General features: G+C 69.3%; 16 protein-coding genes. 9 read left to right on the top strand and 7 right to left on the bottom strand.

Annotated elements, in window-relative coordinates:
- The coding region (locus AB0J95_RS33020; RefSeq protein ID WP_364766714.1) for a tetratricopeptide repeat protein at positions 1–350 on the top strand (350 nt) is incomplete at its 5' end.
- Between the two features lie 662 nt (positions 351–1,012).
- Here AB0J95_RS33020 and AB0J95_RS33015 read toward each other — a convergent pair.
- Positions 1,013–3,964, bottom strand: a complete 2,952-nt coding sequence (locus AB0J95_RS33015) for a tetratricopeptide repeat protein (protein ID WP_364766711.1) — start codon at positions 3,962–3,964, stop codon at positions 1,013–1,015.
- A gap of 529 nt (positions 3,965–4,493) precedes the next feature.
- Here AB0J95_RS33015 and AB0J95_RS33010 point away from each other — a divergent pair.
- Positions 4,494–5,714 carry a HEAT repeat domain-containing protein gene (locus tag AB0J95_RS33010; protein WP_364766708.1) on the top strand — a complete coding sequence of 407 codons (1,221 nt, stop codon included), beginning with the start codon at positions 4,494–4,496 and terminating at the stop codon, positions 5,712–5,714.
- Positions 5,715–5,789: 75 nt separating this feature from the next.
- Here the strand turns inward: AB0J95_RS33010 and AB0J95_RS33005 are convergent, their stop codons facing one another.
- The 3 genes from AB0J95_RS33005 to AB0J95_RS32995 all read right to left on the bottom strand — a co-directional run bounded on the left by AB0J95_RS33005 (position 5,790) and on the right by AB0J95_RS32995 (position 8,620).
- Complete coding sequence (locus tag AB0J95_RS33005; protein WP_364766705.1) at positions 5,790–6,167, bottom strand: hypothetical protein; 378 nt, start codon at positions 6,165–6,167, stop codon at positions 5,790–5,792.
- A 195-nt stretch (positions 6,168–6,362) separates the two neighbouring features.
- The gene (locus AB0J95_RS33000) at positions 6,363–7,142 is read right to left on the bottom strand and encodes an amino acid ABC transporter ATP-binding protein (protein ID WP_364766702.1); all 780 of its coding nucleotides are present in this window, start codon (positions 7,140–7,142) and stop codon (positions 6,363–6,365) included.
- Positions 7,139–8,620, bottom strand: coding sequence for an ABC transporter substrate-binding protein/permease (locus tag AB0J95_RS32995; protein ID WP_364766699.1), 1,482 nt, complete (start codon positions 8,618–8,620; stop codon positions 7,139–7,141). Before AB0J95_RS32995 ends, AB0J95_RS33000 begins: the two co-directional genes overlap by 4 nt.
- A gap of 254 nt (positions 8,621–8,874) precedes the next feature.
- Between AB0J95_RS32995 and AB0J95_RS32990 the strand changes: the two genes are divergently transcribed.
- The 3 genes from AB0J95_RS32990 (at position 8,875) to AB0J95_RS32980 (ending at position 11,203) form a co-directional block, all read left to right on the top strand.
- The gene (locus tag AB0J95_RS32990) at positions 8,875–9,480 is read left to right on the top strand and encodes a class I SAM-dependent methyltransferase (protein ID WP_364766696.1); all 606 of its coding nucleotides are present in this window, start codon (positions 8,875–8,877) and stop codon (positions 9,478–9,480) included.
- A 109-nt stretch (positions 9,481–9,589) separates the two neighbouring features.
- Positions 9,590–10,783 (top strand): chitinase, encoded by a 1,194-nt coding sequence (locus AB0J95_RS32985; RefSeq protein WP_364766693.1) that lies wholly within the window; start codon positions 9,590–9,592, stop codon positions 10,781–10,783.
- Between the two features lie 126 nt (positions 10,784–10,909).
- Complete coding sequence (locus AB0J95_RS32980) at positions 10,910–11,203, top strand: hypothetical protein (protein WP_364766689.1); 294 nt, start codon at positions 10,910–10,912, stop codon at positions 11,201–11,203.
- On the opposite strand, the gene AB0J95_RS32975 is transcribed toward AB0J95_RS32980, so the two are convergent.
- Positions 11,193–11,882: a transcriptional regulator gene (locus AB0J95_RS32975; protein ID WP_364766686.1), complete on the bottom strand. Its 690-nt coding sequence runs from the start codon at positions 11,880–11,882 to the stop codon at positions 11,193–11,195. The two genes, AB0J95_RS32980 and AB0J95_RS32975, sit on opposite strands and share 11 nt — an antisense overlap.
- Before the next feature lie 130 nt (positions 11,883–12,012).
- Between AB0J95_RS32975 and AB0J95_RS32970 the strand changes: the two genes are divergently transcribed.
- Entirely contained in the window at positions 12,013–12,543 is a 531-nt protein-coding gene (locus tag AB0J95_RS32970; RefSeq protein ID WP_364766683.1) for a DUF2231 domain-containing protein, read from the top strand.
- 2 nt (positions 12,544–12,545) lie between these two features.
- A complete protein-coding gene (locus tag AB0J95_RS32965) occupies positions 12,546–12,977 on the top strand; it encodes a hypothetical protein (RefSeq protein ID WP_364766681.1) in 432 nt (143 codons plus the stop codon).
- A 262-nt stretch (positions 12,978–13,239) separates the two neighbouring features.
- On the opposite strand, the gene AB0J95_RS32960 is transcribed toward AB0J95_RS32965, so the two are convergent.
- On the bottom strand, positions 13,240–14,103 hold the full coding sequence (locus AB0J95_RS32960; RefSeq protein WP_364766678.1) for an NAD(P)H-binding protein: 864 nt from the start codon (positions 14,101–14,103) through the stop codon (positions 13,240–13,242).
- A complete protein-coding gene (locus AB0J95_RS32955) occupies positions 14,100–14,495 on the bottom strand; it encodes a nuclear transport factor 2 family protein (protein WP_364766676.1) in 396 nt (131 codons plus the stop codon). The genes AB0J95_RS32960 and AB0J95_RS32955 overlap by 4 nt, the downstream gene beginning before the upstream one ends.
- Before the next feature lie 58 nt (positions 14,496–14,553).
- Here AB0J95_RS32955 and AB0J95_RS32950 point away from each other — a divergent pair, with 58 nt between their 5' ends.
- Together AB0J95_RS32950 and AB0J95_RS32945 are read left to right on the top strand one after the other, a co-directional pair.
- Positions 14,554–15,183, top strand: a complete 630-nt coding sequence (locus tag AB0J95_RS32950; protein ID WP_364766673.1) for a helix-turn-helix domain-containing protein — start codon at positions 14,554–14,556, stop codon at positions 15,181–15,183.
- Positions 15,184–15,214: 31 nt separating this feature from the next.
- Positions 15,215–16,036 (top strand): DUF427 domain-containing protein, encoded by an 822-nt coding sequence (locus AB0J95_RS32945; protein WP_364766670.1) that lies wholly within the window; start codon positions 15,215–15,217, stop codon positions 16,034–16,036.
- The last annotated feature ends 61 nt before the right edge of the window (positions 16,037–16,097 follow it).

Genomic DNA, 16,097 nt, shown 5'->3' with positions numbered 1-16,097 from the left:
TCCTGCCCGACCTCGCCGGCAGTTTGAACAACCTCTCGGTCCGGCTGGGTGCCCTGGGTCGGCACGAGGAGGGCCTCGCCGCCATCACCGAAGCAGTCGAGGCCTACCGGCGGTTGGCAGCCGAGCGACCTGACGCCTTCCTGCCCGACCTCGCCGGCAGTTTGAACAACCTCTCGGTCCGGCTGGGTGCCCTGGGTCGGCACGAGGAGGGCCTCGCCGCCATCACCGAAGCAGTCAACATCCGCCGTAAGTTGGCAATGGCGCGTCCGGCTGTACACCAAGCCGAACTAGATCGGTCTATCCGTGTAATGGCCTGGCTCCAAGGCGAAACCGACCCGACCTCATCCTGACCACTGTGGTTCTCGCACCCCGCAACAACGATGCGTAGTAGCTCTTGAAGCTGAACAACTTCCGACTGGACCAATCCATCTCTCTGGCGTCGACTACCAGTCGGCGTCAGCGGTCACGAAACCGGTAGCTGCGACAGCACGAGCCGTCGTGTGCCTCATGAGACATTGCGAGAAGTACGGCTGCGCCTGCGCAGGTCAGAAAGCACCTGTCGAGACAAACAGGCACGTGTGGGACGTGCCCGGTGCCGTTCACACCGGAGAGGTCACTGGTTCGATCCCAGTATTGCCCACGGAAGGTCTCTGGACGACTCTGCTCAGTGCTTCGCACTTTCGCAGGGTCGTCCTTCGTCATGTTGGGGGCCGAGCCCTCATACCCCCACGTGCGCGCCTTGCGTTCCAGCGTGGCTAGGCCCCATCAGTGTTTTCGGGCACACTGCGGCATCGCGGATATGACTGGGCGGTAGCTGGGTGGGCATCTGGCGGTGACCACTCTCGATCCTCGCATGCGCGCCCGAGACCGCTGGGGCACCGTGGCGTAGGTATTGAACCTGTCCAGCAGCAGTTGGCTCGCGGTGTTGCCGTCGTCTGCCGAGAGCGGGCCGATGCCATCTGTGGAGGTTTTTGCCGTGAGGTCAGGACTTCCGATGGAGTGTCCACAAAGGTCAGTTGGAAGCCTGTGTTCGGCCGGGTCGGTCGAGGTCGGTGAGTTGGGCTCGGACGGTGGCGGCTTCGGGTTCGTTCAGGGCGGTGTAGAGGGTTAGGGCCTGGTGCCAGTGGTGGCGGGCGGTGGGGATGTCGTTCAGGGTGTGGTGGGCTGTGGCGAGGCCGTGGTGGGCGCGGGCTTGTTCGTGGCGGACGCCGACCGTCTGGGCGAGGTGGAGGGCGGTGTGGTGGTGGGTTGTGGCTTTGGTGGGGTGGCCGGTGACTTGGAGGGCTTCGCCGGTGCCGTTGTGGGCGCTGGCCTCGCCGGTGCGGTTGCCCAGTTCCTGGTAGATCTCGATGGCGTGGTGGTGGAACTCCAGGGCTTTGGCGGGGTCGCCGGAGCGCAGATGCGCGGTTCCCAGGCCGTCCAACGCGTCGGCTTCGCCCGTGCGGTTGCCGAGGGCGCGGTAGGCGGCGCGGGCCTGCTGGTGGTGGTCGATCGCCCGGGTGTAGTCCCCCGCGCGGCAGTAGGCCAGGCCCAGATCATCCAGTGAGTTCGCCTCGCCGGTGCGGTTGCCGACCTCACGGTGGATCACCAGCGCCCGTTCGTGGCAGGCGTATGCCTCCTCACACCTGCCCAGTTGCTGGTGCACCAAGCCGATGAAGTCCAACGCGTTCGCCTCGGCCGCCCGGTCACCAGCCTCCCGCGCCACCGCGAGGCTCCGCGAATAGTGCTCCAGCGCCTCGTCGCTGCTCCCCCACCGCCAGTGCAACAAGCCCAAGTTGTTGAGAACGCCGGACTCGCCGGCCCGGTCACCGGTGGCCCGGTACAGCGGCAGCGCCTGCTGGTAGTACTCGAACGCCTTCTCGTAGTCCGCCCAGCGGACGTGTACGAGGCCGAGGTTGCCCAACGCGGCGGCCTGCGCGGCCTGCTCCCCCGTCGCCACCGCCGCGCGCACCGCGTGCTGGTGGATGACCAGGGCCTCTTCGTGGTGCGCGCGGACGTTGAGGTACTGCGACAGGGTGGCCGCGAGCCGGATCGCCTCGTGCGGCCTGCCGTTCGCCTCCGCCTGACCGATCACCGCCACCAGGTTCGCCCGTTCGGCGTCCAGCCACGCGATCGCCGCCGCGGTACCGAAATCCGCCATGGCACGAGCGACCTCGTCCAGGTAGTAGCCGATGAGACGGCCGAACGCGTCCACATCGGAACCAGCCTGCTCGGCCGCGTACAACCGGATCAGGTCGTGCATCCGGTACCGGCCCGGAACCTCCTGGTACAGCAACGAAGCCTGCTGCAGGGCACGCAGCACCGCCCGAGTCTCGCCCTCCGGCAACCCGGCCAGGGCGGCCGCCGCGGGCAGGCTGACGTCCACCCCGGGCGCGCTGCCCAGCAAGCCGAACACCTTCGCCTGTTGCGCGGTGAGGGCGCGGTACGACCAGGACAGCACCGCCGGGAGGCTGGCCGCCCGGTCGTCCTCGTCCAACGCGGCCAGCCGGTGGCCCCGCAACTCCTCGGCCAGCGGCGCCAGCGCGAGATCCGGATAGGTCGCGGCCCGGCCGGCCACGATGCCGAGCGCCAGCGGATACCCTCCACAAAGGACGATCAGCTCGGCGACGGCTTCCGGTTCCGCGGCAACACGTTCCGCCCCCAACCGGCTCACCAGCAACGCATGGGACTCGCTGTCGCTGAGGACGTCGATGGCCAGCTGCCGGGCGCCGTGCTGGGTGATCAAACCGGTCAGGTGACGGCGGCTGGTCACGAGCACCGTGCAGGTGGCCGTTCCCGGCAACAGCGGCACCACCTGGGCGGTGTCGGACGCGTTGTCCAGCACGATCACCATTCGCTTGCCGGCCAGCAGGCTGCGCACCATCGCCGCGCGCGCATCCGGATCGGCCGGGACACGGCTGGTGTCCACGCCGAACGCGTCGAGCCAGCCCCGAACCACCGTTCCCGGCGAAAGCGGCGGTTTGTCGGCGCTGAACCCGCGCAGGTCCACGAACAACTGGCCGTCGGGGAACCGGTCCAGGTTCTGGTGCGCCCACTGCAGCGCCAGCCACGTCTTACCGATACCGCCCGGTCCCGCCAACGCGGAGATGATCACGGGCCCGCCTTCGGCGACCGCGTCCACCGCCGCGGACAACGCCTCGAGTTCCGAACGACGCCCGGTGAACGAGTGCGGCGCCGCCGGAAGCTGACGCGGGACGGGCATGGTCACGGCGGCGCTGGCGACGAGGTCGAGCGTCCGGTCGTTGGTGAGCATCCGCTGGTGCAGGTCGCTCAACGCCTCGGTGGGGTCGGTGCCGAGTTCGGTGGCGAGCCGGTGGCGCACCTCGTGGAAGTGCTGCCGCGCGTCGCTGGCCCGTCCGCTGCGGTACAGCGCGAGCATCAGCTGCCCGGCCAGGTGTTCGTCGAGCGGGTGTTCGGCGGCCAGGTCGGTGAGGCTCGGCAGCAACGCCAGGTGCATGCCCTGCCGCAGACGCAGGTCGTTGAGCTCGAGCTGGGCGGCCAGCCGCTGCCGGGCGAGCGCGGCCCGCAGGTCGGTCAGCCAGGGCGTGTCCAGCCCGGCGAACGGACTCCCCCGCCACAGCGCCAGCGCGTCGGTCAGCAGCGAGGTGGCACGCGCGGGTTCGGCGCCGCGGGCCTGGTCGACGAGGGTGCGGAAGGTGTGCACATCCACCCGGCCTTCGTCGACCGTGAGCCGGTAGCCGCTCGCGGGTTCCCAGCCGATGGTCACGTCCGCGACCGACGTCAGCGCCCGCCGCAGCAACGTCAGCTGGGTCTGCAGCGCGTTGGCCGGGCGGTCCGGGCGCCGTGCCGTGCCCCACACCCGGTCGACGAGCTGGTCGGTCGTCACCGGGCGGTTGGCCTCGACGAGCAACACCGTCAACAGGGCCAGCTGACGTGCACCCCGGATCGGCAGCCGCACGCCCTCATGGCGCACCTCGACCTCGCCGAGCACACAGAACTCCACCGCCCAAAGCCCCCTTCACACCCCGTGAAACCGGCCCGGACCAGCGAATTCAAGCCCGGTGCAAGCCCCGCCGGGGACCATCCGGCCATGCTGAACCCACGGTGAACGATACGGCGGAACGGAATCGAGGTCCGGTGGGCATGCGCAAGGCGCGTCCGAAGGCTGCCCACTGCTCGATGGCGCTGGTGGTGACGGCGCCGACGAGGGGGCCGCGCCGGCCGCGTGCCACCCGTTCCGGCACATCCGGGCCACGGTCCCGATGAGGTCGTTCTTCCCGTAAGGGGGCGCCGCGTGGCGCACGACCAGTGCCGGCTACCGGGGGCGGCGGGGGTTTCAAGCCGCTGACTGGGGATGTCTCCGGCAGCACCGGCACTGGTACGGCGCCATCGCGCGTTCACGGCGCGAGCTGCGCCGGTTCTGGGCCGTTGATCCCGGCCTGGACCGGCGGCTGATCAGCCTCGCCAGGGTCGATCCATACCGCTGTTGCGCACAAGAGGGGCGCTCAGCGGCACCGGTAAGGTGCTCGGCCGTGGAGATCCGGACGCTGATCAACCGTCTCGCCGACGAGGGCACGCGGCCCCAGACCGAGAGGTTCCTGGCAGAACGGGGAACCGAGGTCCTCGGGCCGTTGCTGGCCGAACTGGCCGACCCGGGCTCCGATGTGGACTGTGTGGCGGCGTTCAGGCATGTGGGCGATGCCGCTTTCGATCCGTTGACGGAGTTGATCGCGACGGCGGAGGATCATGAGGTCATCCGACGGGCGTGCCGGGCGTTCACCGGGTTGGATGTCGAGGCCTCGCGTTATCTCGCGGCGACACGGCATCCGCACGCGACTGTGCGCTGGCACGCGGTGGACATGATGCATGGCGAGACCGGGCTGGCGCACGCCCGGGAGTTGCTGCCTGCCTTGGCGGATCCCGATCACCATGTGCGGCAGCAGGCGTTGTGGAAGTTCGGGAGCATGGGTCCGGATGTGTTGCCGTTGCTGCACGAGACGCGCCGGACGGCCAAGGGTGAGTTGCGGCGGCAGGTTTTGGTGGCGCAGCTCGAGGTCGGCGGGCCGGATGTGCTCTCGGCCTCGGACCGCGCGATGCTCGACCGGTTCGTCAGGTCCAAAGTGGATGACGACGAGTGGACGTTCGAGCCGATGCACTTGTGCGGCGGGTGGTTCGCGTTGCGCACCGGCGACCAAGCCGCCGTGCTCAGCGTGATGGGACTGACGGATCCCATGCCGGTGACCAAAGTCCTCGGCGCCTCCGCGTGGAACAACGATCACCACATGTGGGCCAAGGACGAGGAACACGTCCGGTGCGCCCGCGCGTACGTGACGGCCGCTTTCGACGGGTGGACGCTCGTGTTCGGCGAACCGTTCGAGCACGCGACGCGTCCCGTGCCGGAGCTGTGCGCGGTGCTGAGCAAGGTGTTCGGCGAGGCGCACTACTACGGGATGAGCTGCGGCGACGGCTGGAACGCCTGGTGCATCGCCGAAGACGGCGAAGTGCTGCGCTACTACGACTCCTTCTCGCCCGACGACCAGTACGGCGAGCCGCTCGAGGCCGAGGAAGGCCTCTGCCTGCCGCACGACTACGACGAGGACCTGGACGACTGCTACGCCACCGACATCGCCGAGCAGCTGTCCGTCAACCCCGCGTCGACCGACTTCGAAGGTGACATGGAAGGCCACGGCGTCCTGGCCCTGACCCAATGCGGCCGCACCCACGGCTCCCCGCGCGGCGCCCTCACGATCTAGGTCATCCACACGGCTCGCCGCAGATCCAGCAGCCGGCCACCCCCACGAAGGCAGCTGCGCCCGGCTGGCCGCCGACTAGGAATCCGTCACCTTCGCGCAGGTCACCGGCTTGCCCGCGGCGGGCGCGGTCGAGCTGGCGAGTTCCTTCCTGCCGTCCAGCAGGATCCGGCAGGTCAGCCGCAGGCTCCCGGTGGGGGTGGCGGTCACCTCGGCCTGCTGGCCGGCGGTGATCACGACCTCCTCCTTCCAGGGCACGCCGACCGGCCCGTCGACCTTGTGCTGCGCCACGGCGTGCTCGTAGCGGTCGGGCGAGGTGGCGTAGCTGATCTCGGACAACGTGCCGCCGCCCTGGTCGGTCACCTCGTAGGTGATCGCCCAGGACCTGCCGGCGGGGTTCGAGCAAGCGGAAACGCCGATCAACAGCATGGCACCAACAGCCGGCGCGATCTTCATGTCTCTCCCTTCGGCCGCTCCACACTGGACACTAGGCTCGGCCGTCCGGGTGTGCGTCGGTCTGGAGCGTGAAAGCAGATCGACCGATCTGGTTACCTGGCCTCATTCCGCAGGATGAGTTGCTCCGATGTGGACAACCACACCGTGGCGAGGTTGTGCCAGATCAGAGCTGAAGAACCGCATCCGCGGGGGGACTCAGCCGGGGTCCAGGATGCGCTTGAGGAACCGCCGGGTGCGCTCCTCCCGCGGGTCGCCGATCACCTGCGCGCTGGTGCCCTGCTCGACGATGACCCCGCTGTCCAGGAACAGCACCTGGTCGGCGACCTGCTCGGCGAACCGGATCTCGTGCGTGACGATCACCGTGGTCCAGCCCTCCGCGGCCAGGTCCTTGATCACCGCCAGCACCTCCCCGACCAGCTCGGGATCCAGCGCCGAGGTCGGCTCGTCGAACAGGACAACGCGTGGCTTGAGCGCCAGTGCCCGCGCGATGCCGACCCGTTGCTGCTGCCCGCCGGAAAGCTGGGACGGGTAGGCGTTCGCGCGGTCACCGAGCCCGACCTGGTCGAGCAGGGCCTCCGCGTCGGCGACGGCCTCGTCGTACTCGCGTTTCTGCGCGATGACCGGGCCCTCGATGATGTTCTCCAGCACCGTGCGGTGCGGGAACAGATTGTGGGACTGGAAGACCATCCCGCTCTGCGCGCGCAGCCGGCCGCTCTGCTTGCGTCCGGCCTTGCCGGGCGGCAGCCGGCTGAAGTCGACCTCGACGTCGTCGATCCCGATCACGCCGCGGTCGGGTGTCTCCAGCACGTTGAGCGAACGCAGGACGGTGGTCTTGCCCGACCCGGACGGTCCCAAAAGGACGGTCGAGGTGCCGCGTGCGGACTCGAAGTCGATGCCGCGCAGCACTTTGTGGTCGCCGAAGGCCTTCTCCAGCCCGTGCACCCGGATGCGGGCCTGCTCTGTGGTGTCGGTCATGCGATCACGTACCTGCTCAGTCGGTTCTCCAGTCGTTTCTGCGCCGCGGACAGCCCGACGCAGATCACCCAGTAGTACAGCCCGGCGAACGAGTACAGGGCAAGGAACTCGTTGCTCTCGGCGGCCGCGAGCTGCGACTCACGGAACAGTTCGGTCAGCAGCACCACCGATCCCAGTGACGTGTCCTTCAGCAGCGAGATCAACGTGTTGGACAGCGGCGGCACTGCGGTCCTGGCCGCCTGCGGCAAGATGATGCGGCGCAGCGTCTGAGAGTAGTCGAGCCCGACCGTCGCCGCGGCTTCGAACTGACCGCGTGGCACCGCGAGGATCGCCGAACGCACGACCTCCGCGGCGTAGCCGGCCACGTTGAGGCTGAACGCGATCACGGCCGCGGTGAACGGGTCGAACTTCAACCCGATCTGCGGCAGGCCGTAGAACACGATGAACAGCTGCAACAACAACGGTGTGCCACGGATGATCGAGATGAACGCGCGGGCCAGGCCGGCGAGCACCTTGTACGACGAGATCCGCGCCAGCGCGACGAACAACGCGAGCACGAGCCCGATCGCGAAACTCAAGGCGGTCAACGGGATCGTCACCTTGACCAGGCCGATGAACATGGGCCACGCGGTGTTGCCGACCACCTCCCACGTGCTTCGGTGGCCGCGCCCGCCGGACAGGTCCGCGCTGCCGCCGTCCGGCACGGAAACGTTGGCCTTGAAGTACTTCTGCGAGATCCCGTTGAGCGTGCCGTCGGCCTTGAGCGCGGCGATCGCCTGGTCGGCCTGGTCGAGCCGGGTCTGGTCGCTCTTGCGGAACGCGAGGACCTGTTCGCTGGACTCGTTGCCCGCGGCCCCGGCGATCTCCACGTCCTGCGAACCGGTGCTGGCAAGGTAGTCCAGGACGGCGATGTTGTCGTTGACGATCGCGTCCACCCGGCCCTGCTGGAGCAGCGCGGCCGCCTGCGCGAACCCCTCCACCGCCTCGACGTTCGCGCCCGCGTCCTTCGCGACCTTGGCCCAGTTGCTGGTGGCCGACTGCGCGGTGGTCTTGCCCCTGAGGTCGGCCAGCGTCTTGATCCGGTCGTCGCCCTTGCGCCGGACGATCACCCCATGGGAGTACGTGTAGGTGGTGGACAGGCCGTACTTGGCCTTGCGTTCCTCGTTGTCCGAGACCTGGTTGGCGATCACGTCGATCCGGCTCGCGTCCAGCGCCGGGAAGATCGCGTCCCACTGCGTCTCCACGAACTCCAGCCGCCACCCGGCCTTCGCGGCGATCGCCTTGATCACCTCGATGTCGTACCCGGTGAGCTCCTGCGTGGACGGATCGTGGAACGAGAACGGCGGGTACGTGCCCTCCGTCCCCACCCGCACCACCGGCTGCTGCTCAGCGCCCTGCGCCGCCGCCGCACCCACCGGCACGAACATCACCATCACCAACACCAGTAACCCCACCACGCGCCTGAGCACGTGCCCCATCGCAACTCCCTCAAACGATCCGGCCGTCCAGGGAGAGTAAGCCTTTGCGGGGTCCGGCGCCGAATGATCCACTATCCGGGAACGGCGGACCTAGGATCGGTTCTCGGCGATTGGGGGCTGCGGTGGGTGTTCGGCGGCGGGGTTCGTATGGGGTGGATGCGCCTTGGGCGTTGTTCGGGATCGGGTGCGGGGTGCTTGGCGGGGTTGGGTGGGTTGCTGGGTTTTCGGTTGTGGGGCTGGGGTGGTGGGTTGTGGTGCCGGTGGTGGTGCTGGTGCTGTTGATGGCGCAGTTCGGGTTGTTCCTGCGGGCGACGCGGCGCGGGAAGTTCGAGGTGTGGGCGGGGGTGTTGGACTCGTTGGGGCTTCGCGGGGACGAACGGGTGCTGGATCTGGGGTGTGGGCGGGGTGCGGTGTTGTTGATGGTCGCCGAGCGGTTGGGGCCGGGGCGGGCGGTCGGCGTTGATCTGTGGCGCACGGTCGATCAGTCCGGGAACGCCGAGGAGGCCACGTTGCGTAACGCCCGGGCCGAGGGCGTGGCCGAGCGGATCGAGTTGCACACCGGGGATCTGACCGGGTTGCCGTTTGAGGACGCGGGGTTCGACGTGGTGGTCTCCAGCTTGGCCATCCACAACATCCGTGGGGCACAGGCGCGGGCCACGGCCGTCGACGAAGCCGTGCGGGTGCTGCGGCCGGGTGGGCGGCTGGCGATCGTGGACATCAGTGCCGTCGGCGAGTACCAGGCGCGACTCGCCGAGCTTGGCGCACAGGACGTCCAGGTGCGGGCGTTGGGGTGGCGGATGTGGTGGGGCGGCCCGTGGATGGGCACGCGGTTGGTCACCGCCGTCAAAGCCGGGGAATAACGTCCATAACGGACAGAGCCGGGAGTGCACCGCACAAAGTTGTGTCCCGGCTATTGACAAACAATTGGTCTAGTCCAACTCTGAGGGGAACACCCCTACGGAGGCGGATATGCGACGACGCACCCTGCCCGCCGCCGCTGGTATGGCCATGGCCGTGATCACCGCTTCGGCGGCGACCATGCTGGCCACCGCGAGCGAGCACCCTGCACTGGCCGCGACCCTGACCGACAACTGGTACGCCTCGGCCCCGTACCTGATGCCCGTGAGCAACAACCCGCCCGACCCCACGGTGGTCATGTCCGCCACCGGGCAGAAGGCGTTCCAGCTCGCGTTCATCCTGGCCCCCAACGGCGGCGGCTGCTCCCCCACCTGGGACGGCACGAAGCCGGTCTCGTCCGACACGGCGGTCGCCGGTGTCATCAGCCGCATCCGCGGCGCCGGCGGTGACGTGTCGGTGTCCGTCGGCGGTTACGGCGGCACGAAACTGGGCCAGACCTGTGGTTCCGCCGCGGCGACCGCGGCGGCCTACCAGCAGGTGATCAGCAAGTACAGCCTGCGGGCGATCGACTTCGACCTGGAGGAGCCCGAGTACGAGAACTCCGCGGCCATCGCGAACGAGCTGGGGGCGGCGAAGACGTTGCAGGCCAACAACCCCGGCCTGTTCGTGTCGGTGACCATGCCGGGCACCGCCGCGGGCACCGGCTGGTTCGGCACGCAGCTGCTCGACCAGGCGCGGTCGATCGGGCTGGGCCCGAACAACTTCTCGATCATGCCGTTCGACGGCGGGTTCAACGGCGGCTCCTCGCAGGTGTCCGCGCTGGAAGGGTTCCACGGCCTGTTGATGACCCACATGGGCTGGGACAGCAACACCGCGTACACCCACATGGGCTTCTCCGGGATGAACGGCAAGTCCGACGTCTCGGAGATCTTCACCACCAACGACTTCCAGACCGTCTACGACTACGCCGTCGGGCACCACATGGGGCGCTTCACGTTCTGGTCGGTCAACCGCGACCGCCCGTGCGTGGGCACCTCGGACAACGGCGTGTGCAGCAACATCAGCCAGAACCCCTGGGACTTCACCAGGTTCAGCACCCGCTGGGCCAACGCCAGCCCGCCGAACCTCCCGCCGCCGACCACCAAGCCGCCCGGCCCCTGCAGCGCGCCGGAATGGGTGTCCACCAACGTGTACGTCAAGGACAACCAGGTCTCGCACAACAAGCACACCTGGACCGCCAAGTGGTGGACCCAGAACGAGGAACCCGGCCGCGCCGACGTCTGGGCCGACAACGGCCCCTGCTAACCGGTCGAAGCCTGGGGCGCCCCGCGCGCCCCAGGCATGGCCGTTGAGCGACATCACCCGTTAGTGGCGTTTCCTGCCCCGTCCGCAGCGGAAATCCGAAGTGGACAGAGACGGAAAGGGGCAGTCATGTTCACCACTCTTGCAGTCGCGCTGCCGGTTCTCCTCGCGCCCGCGGTGGCGCCGCCGAAGGCGCTGGCGGTGTGCGACGACGTCACCAACATCATGCTGTGCAAGCCAATGGACACGCTCAGCCTGCCGCCCGATCCCACGCTGGGGGACGCACGTACGGAGGCCATGCGCCGGTATGGCCAGCTGCCCTGGGTCTGCCAGGTGAATGCCGGCGGGCGGATGGACGTTCCGACCTGTGTCCTGCCCACCGGGCCTGACAGCACGCCGTTGCGGGATCTCCTCAATCGGTAGAACGCAGTTCGACGCAGCACTCCCCTGGTCTGGGGGTGAGGACGGCTTGGATGCCGGTGGCGTCGAGGCCGGCGAGCATGCCGGTGAGGAAGGCGCGGTTCATGCCGCACACCAGATCCGCGGCGCGGGCGGCGAGCGGGTGGAACGGGCAGTTGTGCAGGCGGACGCAGGTCGGGGACTCGCGGCTGGGTTCGAAGCCGTGCCGGGCGAGGACACCTTCGCACACGGTCAACGCCCGTTCGGGGCCAAGGCGCCCGGGTTTGACGGTCGCGCGCTCGGCCGCGCCCAGCTCTTCGCCGCGTTCGCCTGCCACCCGCAACGCCGCCTGCTGGGCGTTCTCGTCCTCGGTCTCGGTCAGGACCGCGTCGATCAGCATGTCGGCCAGCACGGCGTGGCGGCGTTCGGGGATCGTCACGGTGATGTCGATGTCCGTGGGTTCGTAGAGCTTCGGTTTGCGGCCGACCTTGCGGATGCCGCCGACCTGGCCGTAATGCGCCCGCAGCAGGCCCGCGCCGACGAGCTTGTCCAGGTGGAACGCCGCGAGCTTGCGCGAGATCCCCACCGACGCGGCCGCCTCGTCCCTGGTCACCGGGCGGTGCGCCTGCCGGATGAACGCGTACATCTCCCGCCGCAGCGCGTCCTCCAGCGCGGCGACAGCACTGATCGCGGGCTCGGTCACCCCACCACGATAACGCCCATGGTTGTGTCCGCAACCAAAGAGGTCACCCATTCGAGGCTTAGACCTTGACGGATGGGGTAGAAAAAACCCATAGTCGTTGGCGTAACCAAGGGCGGCGTGGAGGTCGGCGATGACCAGCGAGCTGCAACAGGCCAAGCAGCCGGTGAGCGCGGTGCTGGCCGGCCCGTACGGCCACCCGTTCCACCCGATCCTGGTCACAGTGCCGATCGGGGCCTGGGTGAGCGGCCTGGTGTTCGACCTCGCGTCCCAGTGGGTGCCGGATCCCGCGTTCCTCGCGCGGGGTTCGGTGTGGCTGACCGGCATCGGCGTGGTGGGTGCCCTGGCCGCGGCGATGATCGGGTTCCTCGACCTGTTCACCATCCCGACCGGCACGCCCGCGTTCCGCACCGGGTTGGTCCACATGGGACTGAACCTCGCCGTCACCGCCGCCTACGTGGCCAACTTCTTCTGGCGCCTGGCCGGCTACGGCCGCGCCGAGGCGGTCGGGCTGGGTCCACTGCTGCTCTCGGCGGCAAGCCTGATCGTGCTCGCCGTAGCCGGCCACCTCGGCGGCAAGCTGGCCTTCCGGTACGGCGTGCGGGTGGCCGATGAGGCCACCCAGGCCACCGGTTTCCGCCCACCACATCACGAGGAGAACTGATCATGGACATCGCCGCGCTGATCGCCTGGCTGCTCACCGCCGTCGGCGGCTTCGTCATGCTCGGCATGTGGATCGCCAAGGGCGGCACCCGCCAGCCGCGGACCAGCAAGTTCCCGCCCGGCCTGATCTTCGGCCACTTCGCCCTGGCCGCCGCCGGTCTGGTCGTGTGGATCATCTACCTGTTCGCCGACAGCGCGGCGCTGGCGTGGGTCGCGTTCATCCTGTTGCTTCCCACCGCGGTCCTCGGCTTCACGATGCTGGCGCGCTGGATTCCAGCCCGCCAGGCCGCGACCGTGGGCGGCGGGTCCGAGGCCGCCACCACCGCGCAGCACGTACCGGCGGAGCAGAACTTCCCGGTCGCGGTGGTCGGCGGCCACGGCCTGTTCGCCGTCGCCACGGTCGTCCTAGTCCTGCTGGCCGCGCTGCAAGCCTAGGCGCAGCAAGGGACACAGCAGGAGCACCGAGCCGAGGGTGACGAGGAACCCGAGGGGTGTCACCCCGGTCTCGGTGAGGATCCCCGCCGAACTCCGACGTCCTTTGTGGACCGCGCGTGGCGCGCGTGGTCCGACGCGGAACCCCATGGCTGGTCAGCCGCGCGGTCCAGCGCGGCGCGAACCTGTGTAACGCCCAGGAGATGACGAGGGCGAGCAGGCCGCAGACGATGCAGGCGATGATGCCCGTCGGTCCCGGCCCGGCTCAACGCTCGTTTGGTCGCTGTGTAAGGACGTCGGTCACCCGGGTCACCGGAAGGCCGGGAACGGCGGCGCGGGCGGTGTCGACGGCCAGGGTCATGTCGGTGGTGTCCATCGCGATCGCGAGGCGGACCAGCGCGGCGGCCATCGGTTTGACCGGACGCAGCGCGGTCGCGACGACTCTGAGCACGGGCAGTGGAACGTGCTTGATCTTTTCCGGAAGTCCTTGCCGCACAAGCACCGCACGGGCCAGTTCGGTGAGGGGGAGGGTGTCCGGGCCGCCGATCTGCAGGGTCTTGCCATCGAGTTCGGGGGAACGGACGGCGTGCACGACGAGGGCGGCGACATCGGAAACGCTGACGAAGTTGACCGGGTTCTCGCCTCGACCGAACACGAACACCGAACGCTTGGACTCGGCCATCTGCGTGAAAATGCCCAGCCAGGTCTCCAGGAACGCGGTCGGCCGGATGATCGTGGTCGCCAGAGCGCTGTTGCGCGCCATCGTCTCGGCCTGGTACTTGACCCGCCGCAACTCGAGGGGACTGGCCGGCGAGGCTTCCGCGGTGGAGAGCAGGACGAGCCGCTGAGCGTCGGCGGCGTCGAGCAGGTTCCGCAGGCCACCCAGGTCGACCGCGGCGAAGCCGCCCGGATCCGTCCCGGCCATGCCCTGCACGGCCCACACAATCGTGGTCACATCGCGCACAGCCGCTGTCAGCGTGGCCGGAGCGCGGACGTCGCCGACCACGATCTCGGCTCCGCGCAGGTGACGGGCGCGCCCGGCTTCGCGGGTCAGGACCCGCACCGGGGCGTCGATCGCCCGCACGATCCGCGTGCCCAGGGTGCCGGTGCCACCGGCGACGAGGATCATGACCCGGCCAGCCGGCTGACGGCGACATCCGCGTCGACCGCTTCGGTGTCAACGGGTTCGAGGTAGAAGCGGGCCGCAGTCGCCCGCTCGCCGGGGACGCGCAGGATGATCACCCCGCGCATCAGGAACGGCTGCCCGTCCCGCCGGGTGCCGCTGAACTCCCACTCCGACCAGACCTCGTCGCCGGAGGTCACGCTGGTGAGCACCTCGGTGCGCAGGTCGGGGACCGCGGCGAAGATCCGCTCCCAGTTGCGGCGCACCTGCTCGGGACCGCCGAAGCTGCGCGCCGGGTGCACCGGCCACTCGCTCTGGTAGTCGCCGGTGAAGCAGGCCGCCAGTGCGTCGAGGTCGTGGTCGCTCGTGGCTCGCTGGATGCGCTCGACGACAGTCATGGCCGCCTCCAATTTTGTTACAGTGACCTGTAACAGATATAGGAGTATGTATCCAACTATGGCTACCGTCAAGCCGACCAGGGGTTATGACTCCACCCGGCGCCGCCGGCAGGCCCGGGAGAACCGCGACGCCGTGCTCGGCGCCGCTCGCGAGCTGTTCCTGGCCCAGGGCTACGCGGCGACCAAGATCAGCGCCATCGCCGAGCGGGCCGGGGTGTCGGTGGAGACCGTGTACAAGGCGTTCGGCAACAAACCCGGCCTGGTCCAGGCGATCGCCGACGCGGCGCTGGCCGCCCCCACGCAGCGGTCGGACGCGATGAGCGCCCAGGAGACCGACCCGCACACGGTCGTCCGGCGCTGGGCCGGATTCGCCTGCGAGGTGCTCCCCCGGCTGGCCCCGGTGGTCCTGCTCATCCGCGCGGCCGCGGCCAGTTCGCCGGAGATGGCCGGCCTGCTCGCCCGGCTCGACGCCGACCGCCGCGAACGGATGGACCACCAGGCGCGCCTGCTGCACGACCGCGGCCAGCTGCGGCCGGACGTCGACATCGCCCAGGCCGGGGACGTGATGTGGGCGTACACCGACCCGGGGCTCTACGAACTGCTGGTCCTGCGCCAGTCCTGGCCGCTCGACCGGTTCCGCGGCTTCCTCGCCACCGCACTGGCCGCCGCGCTGTTGCCGCCGGATTGACGATGCCGCGGCCGGGGCGGAGAGTGGCCCGATGGCGGTTCAACTGAGCAGGGAACTGATGCGCAGCCTGGGTGAGCTGCGGTACGAGCCGACGCCGAAACGGTTGCGGGCCCGCGCCGGCGAACTGACCCTTGTGGACTCCGAGCGCGGTGTCCTGGTGTGGGAACCGAAGCGGGTCGTGCCGTCGTACGCGGTTCCGGAGGAGGACATCCAGGCCCGCGTGGTGCCGGCGGTGGGAGTAGAGGCCGCCGAGCATCCGGTCGCGATCACGGCCGGCGGGCCGCCCGTGCTGGACCCGCGTACGGGGTTCGCGGCACACACCTGCGAGGGCGAGCCGTTGTCGCTTGAGGCCCCCGGCGTGCTGCTCGAAGGCGCCGGGTTCCGGCCGGCCGGGCTCGACGGCTACATCGCGCTCGACTTCGACGCGTTCGAGTGGCTGGAAGAGGACGAGCCGATCGTCAGCCACCCCCGCGACCCGTTCCACCGCATCGACATCCGGCGTACCTCCCGGGCCGTGCGGATCGAGGTCGAGGGCGTGCCGGTGGCCGAGACCAGCTCGGCGCGGATGCTGTTCGAGACCAACCTGCCGCCGCGGTTCTACCTGCCCCGCGAGGATGTCCGGCTGAACCTGCTCACCCCGTCGGTCAAAAGCACTGCGTGTGCCTACAAGGGGCACGCTTCCTACTGGTCGGTGGAGGTGAACGGGCACGTTCACCCGGATCTGGCGTGGGGCTACGAGCAGCCGCTGTCCGACGCGGCCGACGTCGCCGGGCACATCGCCTTCTTCGACGAACACGTCGACGTGATCGTCGACGGCCGCCGCCGCCCTCGCCCGGTCAGCCCGTGGTCCTGATACCGCTACGACCACGCACCCGTGCCCGCGCTGCAAGTCTCGGCGCCCGGACACGCCGCAC

This window comes from Actinocrispum sp. NPDC049592 (assembly GCF_040675465.1).
Classification (GTDB): domain Bacteria; phylum Actinomycetota; class Actinomycetes; order Mycobacteriales; family Pseudonocardiaceae; genus Kibdelosporangium.
The sequence above is the reverse complement of the archived record's forward strand: the minus strand, read 5'-3'. Positions and strand labels throughout refer to the sequence as shown.